At 70.0% G+C, this 4,876-nt stretch carries 5 protein-coding genes; all 5 read left to right on the forward strand.

Translation table 11 applies throughout. The annotated features are described in order from the left end of the window. Positions 1-113 precede the first annotated feature (113 nt). The 5 genes from AAHM41_RS38870 to AAHM41_RS38890 are packed head-to-tail and all read left to right on the forward strand — an operon-like array spanning position 114 to position 4,738. Positions 114-800 (forward strand): N-acetylmannosamine-6-phosphate 2-epimerase, encoded by a 687-nt coding sequence (locus tag AAHM41_RS38870; RefSeq protein ID WP_342241997.1) that lies wholly within the window; start codon positions 114-116, stop codon positions 798-800. A gap of 37 nt (positions 801-837) precedes the next feature. Beyond that, complete coding sequence (locus AAHM41_RS38875) at positions 838-2,163, forward strand: ABC transporter substrate-binding protein (RefSeq protein ID WP_342241998.1); 1,326 nt, start codon at positions 838-840, stop codon at positions 2,161-2,163. Beyond that, positions 2,163-3,065 carry a carbohydrate ABC transporter permease gene (locus tag AAHM41_RS38880; RefSeq protein WP_342241999.1) on the forward strand — a complete coding sequence of 301 codons (903 nt, stop codon included), beginning with the start codon at positions 2,163-2,165 and terminating at the stop codon, positions 3,063-3,065. Before AAHM41_RS38875 ends, AAHM41_RS38880 begins: the two co-directional genes overlap by 1 nt. Beyond that, a complete protein-coding gene (locus AAHM41_RS38885) occupies positions 3,062-3,883 on the forward strand; it encodes a carbohydrate ABC transporter permease (RefSeq protein ID WP_342242000.1) in 822 nt (273 codons plus the stop codon). The genes AAHM41_RS38880 and AAHM41_RS38885 overlap by 4 nt, the downstream gene beginning before the upstream one ends. A 9-nt stretch (positions 3,884-3,892) precedes the next feature. Continuing rightward, positions 3,893-4,738, forward strand: coding sequence for a MurR/RpiR family transcriptional regulator (locus AAHM41_RS38890; protein WP_342242001.1), 846 nt, complete (start codon positions 3,893-3,895; stop codon positions 4,736-4,738). Positions 4,739-4,876 lie beyond the last annotated feature (138 nt).

Here is a 4,876-nt window from a genome sequence, read left to right on the forward strand (position 1 = left end):
CGGGTTCGCGGTCGCTAACCCGACATCGGGTCGAGATGCGTCAGTGATGAAGGAATTTTTCATCCTATAATTTCATCTTGATGAAAATCATCAATCATCCTTAGCATGGTGGCATGACCGACGCCGCCATTGTCTCCGCCGTCCTCGGCCGCCTGCGCGGCCGGCTGATCGTGTCCTGCCAGCCGGTGGTGGGCGGTCCGCTCGACCGCACCGAGCTCGTGGTGGCGCTGGCTCGGGCCGTGGTCGGCGCCGGCGCCGCCGGCCTGCGGATCGAGGGGGTGGAGCGCGTTGCCGCGGTCTGCCGCATCGCCGGGGTGCCGGTGATCGGCATCGTCAAGACCGACCTGGCCGACAGCCCGGTGCGGATCACGCCGCACCTCGCCGATGTCGACGCGCTGGCCGAGGCCGGCGCCGAGATCATCGCCTTCGACGCCACCGACCGCATCCGGCCGGTGTCGGTGCCGGCGCTGGTGGCCCGCATCCATGGCCACGGCCGCATCGCCATGGCCGATGTTTCGACCCGCGCCGAGGGTCGGACGGCCGCGGCGGCCGGCGCCGACATCGTCGCCTCGACCCTCGCCGGCTATGTCGCCGGGCCGGAGCCGACCGAGCCGGACCTGGCCCTGGTCGCCGACCTCGCCGCCGACGGCTTCACCGTGATCGCCGAAGGCAATGTGCGGACGCCGGAGCATGCCGCCTCGGCTCTGGCCGCGGGGGCGCATGCGGTGGTCGCCGGCTCGGCCATCACCCGGCCGGAACATGTGACGCGCTGGTTCCTCGACGCTCTCGGCACGGGCTGAGGGCGGTCCTTCAATCAAGACAAACAGGGGGCAAACCATGACGAATATCCTGCGCAACACCCTGCTGGCCGGCCTGGCCCTGCCGCTGCTGTCCTCCGCCGCCATGGCGGGCGAGGTCACGCTCTTGTTCTGGCCGGGGCCGGAAAGCGAGGCGATGCAGAAGGTGCTCGACGTCTACAATGCCGGGCCGGGCCAGGCCGACGGCATCACCGTCAAGCAGCTGCTGTTCAGCCGCCAGGGCTATTTCGAGAAGGAGCAGGCGGACCTGGCGGCGGGGTCGAGCGAGTTCGACCTGGCCCTGGTCACCACTTACACGCTCGGCCGCTACGCGCCCTATCTCGACCCGATCGACGCCCAGGTCCCGGCCGAGGCCAAGGCCGCCTTCGCGCCGGTGTCGCTGCAATCCCTCACCTTCGACGGCAAGCTGTACGGCGTGCCGACCGACATTTCGGTGCATTTCCTCTATTACCGCAAGGACCTGGTCGACCGGCTGCTGTCCGACCCGGAGTGGCGGAAGCGCTACGCCGAGATCGCCAAGGAGAAGCTGGGCCGCGAGATGCAGCCCAAGGCGCCCGACGACTGGAGCTGGGACGACTGGATCGCCGCCGCCTTGTTCTTCAGCGCCGCCGACAACCCGGACAGCCCGACCCGTTTCGGCACCGTGCTGCAGATGAAGAACCTGATCTTCAACATCATGCTGTGGCAGGCGACGCTGGTGTCGAATGGCGGCGACTGGCTGGCCGACGGCAAGCCGGCGATCGACGGCCCGGCCGCCCGCACCGGGCTGCAGGTCTACAAGACCCTGATCGACGCCAAGGCCACGCCACCGGGGTCGATCAGCTACGAGTATCCGGAGGCCAACGCCGCCTTCCAGGCCGGCCAGGCGGCCACCATGCTGCAGTGGAACGCGGCCTTCAACGAGCTGAACGATCCGGCCAAGTCGCCCACGGTCGCCGGCAAGGTCGGCCTGGCCCCGATGCCGGCCGGCAGCGCCGGGCACAAGAGCCACGTCCACTCCCTCGGCATCGGCCTGAACACCGCATCGAAGAACAAGGCCGACGCCGGCAAGGTCCTGGCCTGGCTGGCGACGAAGGACGCGATGACGGTCTACGCCCAGGCCGGCGGCACCCCGCCGGTGCCGGAGATCCTGAAGGCGATGGCGGCGGCCCGGCCGGAATTCCCGCTGGTCGGCGATTTCGTCGACCGCTTCGGTTTCGTCGTCACCGGCGGCACCGCCGCCTATGCTGTGCCGGTCTATGAGGTGCTGGCGGAAAAATTCTCCGCCTTCTGGGCCGGGCAGATCGACCTCGACACCGCGCTGAAGCAGGTCGCCGAGGGCATAGCCGAGCGGATCAAGGGCTGATGGCGGCTACGACGGCCGGGCGCGGGGCCGGGCGCAGGCCCTATGAGGGGCGCTGGGACGGGCTGTGGCTGCTCGGGCCGCTGCTGCTGTTCCTGGCGCTCCTGCTCGGCTTCCCGGCCGTCGCCAACCTGGTCTACAGCGTCAGCGAGGTGCGCTTCACCGGCCTGTGGTCGCCGCGCTGGGCCGGGCTCGACAACTACCGGACGGTGCTGGCCGACCCGGCCTTCTGGGGCGCGGTCGGCTTCTCCGCCCGCTTCGCCGTGGCGGTCACCGCGGTGCAACTGGTGCTGGGCTTCGCCCTGGTGCTGGCGCTCGACCCGCTGATCGCCAAGCGGCGCTGGCTGATGGCGTTCCTGCTGCTGCCGATGATGGTGTCGCCGGCGCTGCTGGGCGTGATGTACCGGCTGATGCTGAACGACTTCGTCGGGGTGATCCCGCAATACCTGCAGTTGGTCGGCTTCTCCGGCAACCTGCTGGGCGTCGACTGGGCCTTCACCACCGTCGCGGTGATCGAGGTGCTGCAATGGACGCCCTTCGCCTTCCTCGCGCTCTTGACCGCCTACCAGGCGATCCCGGGCGAGCTGGTGGAGGCGGCGCGGATCGACGGTGCCGGCTCCTGGTCCGTGTTCCGCCGCATCACCCTGCCGCTGATGGTGCCGGCGCTGGCGATCACCGGCTTCATCCGCTTCATCGACAGCTTCCGGGTGTTCGACCACATCTATGTGCTGACCGGCGGCGGCCCCGGCACGCTGACCCAGAGCCTGTCGATCTACATCTACCGCACCTTCTTCCAGCAGGAGCGGATCGGCCCCGCCGTCGCCGCCTCGATGCTGCTGCTCCTGGCCTCGGTGGTGGTGCTGCGCCTGCTGATGGCGCAGATGCTGAGGGGCTCGCGGGGATGACGCGCCTCGTTTCAGGCCTGCGCTGGGTGGTGTTCCTGCTCGCCGTCCTCATCCTCAACATCCCGGTCATCGTCACGCTGCTGACCTCGCTGAAGACCACGCTCGACATCAACGCCTACCCGCCGGTCTGGCTGTTCGCGCCGACGCTCGAGCACTACGGCACGGTGCTGACCGACCCGGCGCTGGACTTCCCGCGCTACCTGATGAACTCGACCGTCATCGCCCTCGGCGGCACGGTGCTGGCGCTCGGCCTCGGCGTGCCGGCCGCCTACGCCATGGCCAGGCTGGGGAAGGGGACCAAGACCATCCTGCCGGTGGTCACCAACCTGCGCGCCCTGCCGCTGGTGATCTTCGCCATCCCCTTCTACCTGCTGTACCAGGCGCTCGGCCTGCTCGACACCAGGCTGGGCCTGGCCTTGATCTCCTGCATCATCAACCTGCCGTTGGCGCTGATCCTCTTGGTCGGCTTCCTGCAGGACCTGCCGCAGGAGATCGAGGAGGCGGCGCGGGTCGACGGCGCCTCCACCTTCGCCGTGCTGCGCCACATCGTGCTGCCGCTGGCCCGGCCGGTGCTGGTGGCGGTCGCCATCCTCAGCTTCATCTACAGCTGGAACGAGTTCCTGTTCGGCCTGATCCTGACCACCCGCAACGCCGTGCCGGTGACGGTCGGCGCCACCTTCTTCATCACCTCCTGGGGCGTGAAATGGGGCGCCACCGCGGCGGCGATGATGCTCAGCGTGCTGCCGCCGCTCTTGCTCGGCCTGGTCAGCTACCGCTATCTCGGCCGGGCGATGCTCGCCGGCGCGGTAAAGGGGTAGAATGCAGCCATGACAGAGGCTTCGACCATCGGGCGCAAGGTGCTGGCCAGCCTGCGGGCCGCCAATCCCGGCCTGTCGCCGGCGCTGGGCCGGATCGGCGACTATGTGCTCGAGGGGCCGGAGCGGGTGCTGTCGCAGACCGTGACCGAGCTGGCCGAGGCCTCCGGCTCCTCCGAGGCCTCGGTGATCCGCTTCTGCCGCGAGCAGGGCTTCCCCAGCTTCCAGGGCTTCAAGCTGGCGCTGGCCACCGAACTGGCCTCGGCCCAGCCGCCGCGGGCGGAGGAGGCGGGACGGCACGCGCTGTTCCGCATCGTCGACCGCGCCGTCGATGCGCTGCGCCAGACCGAGGACCTGCTGGACCCGGCGGCGGTGGAGGCGGTGGCCGACCGCCTCAGGACGGCCCGCCGCGTGCTGGTGTTCGGCGTCGGCGCCTCGGCGATCACCGCCCGCTATGCCCAGTACAAGCTGGCCCGGGTCGGGCTGCAGGCGGTGGTGCATGACGACCCGCACATGGCGGCGATGGCGACGGCGGCGCTGGGCGACGGCGACGTGGCGCTGGCCGTCTCCAGCTCCGGTTCCACCCTCGACGTGGTCCGCGCCGCGACGCTGGCGAAGGAGGCGGGGGCCTTCCTGGCGGCGATCACCAACCGCACCAGGAGCCCGCTGACCGCCCTGGCCGACGTGGTGCTGCTGGCCTCGACCCCGGAGACGCCGCTGACCGGCGGGGCGCTGGCGTCGAAGATCAGCCAGCTGGTGATCGTCGACATGCTGTTCGAGACCATCGCCGACCGCGACCCCGCCGCCCGCGACGCCATCCGCCGCACCGCGCAGAGCGTGACCGACCGTGGGTATTGAGGTGGGGGACTTCTCTTGAGGATCGCTTCTTCTAGTCTCCCCTCTCACGAGGATGACGATACCCGTGCATCGTCTTCTTTGAGTCCCCCCACCCCCGGGGGGGGGGGGGGGGGGGGGGGGGGGGGGGGGGGGGGGGGG

The sequence above is a fragment of the Inquilinus sp. OTU3971 genome (genome assembly GCF_038440215.1).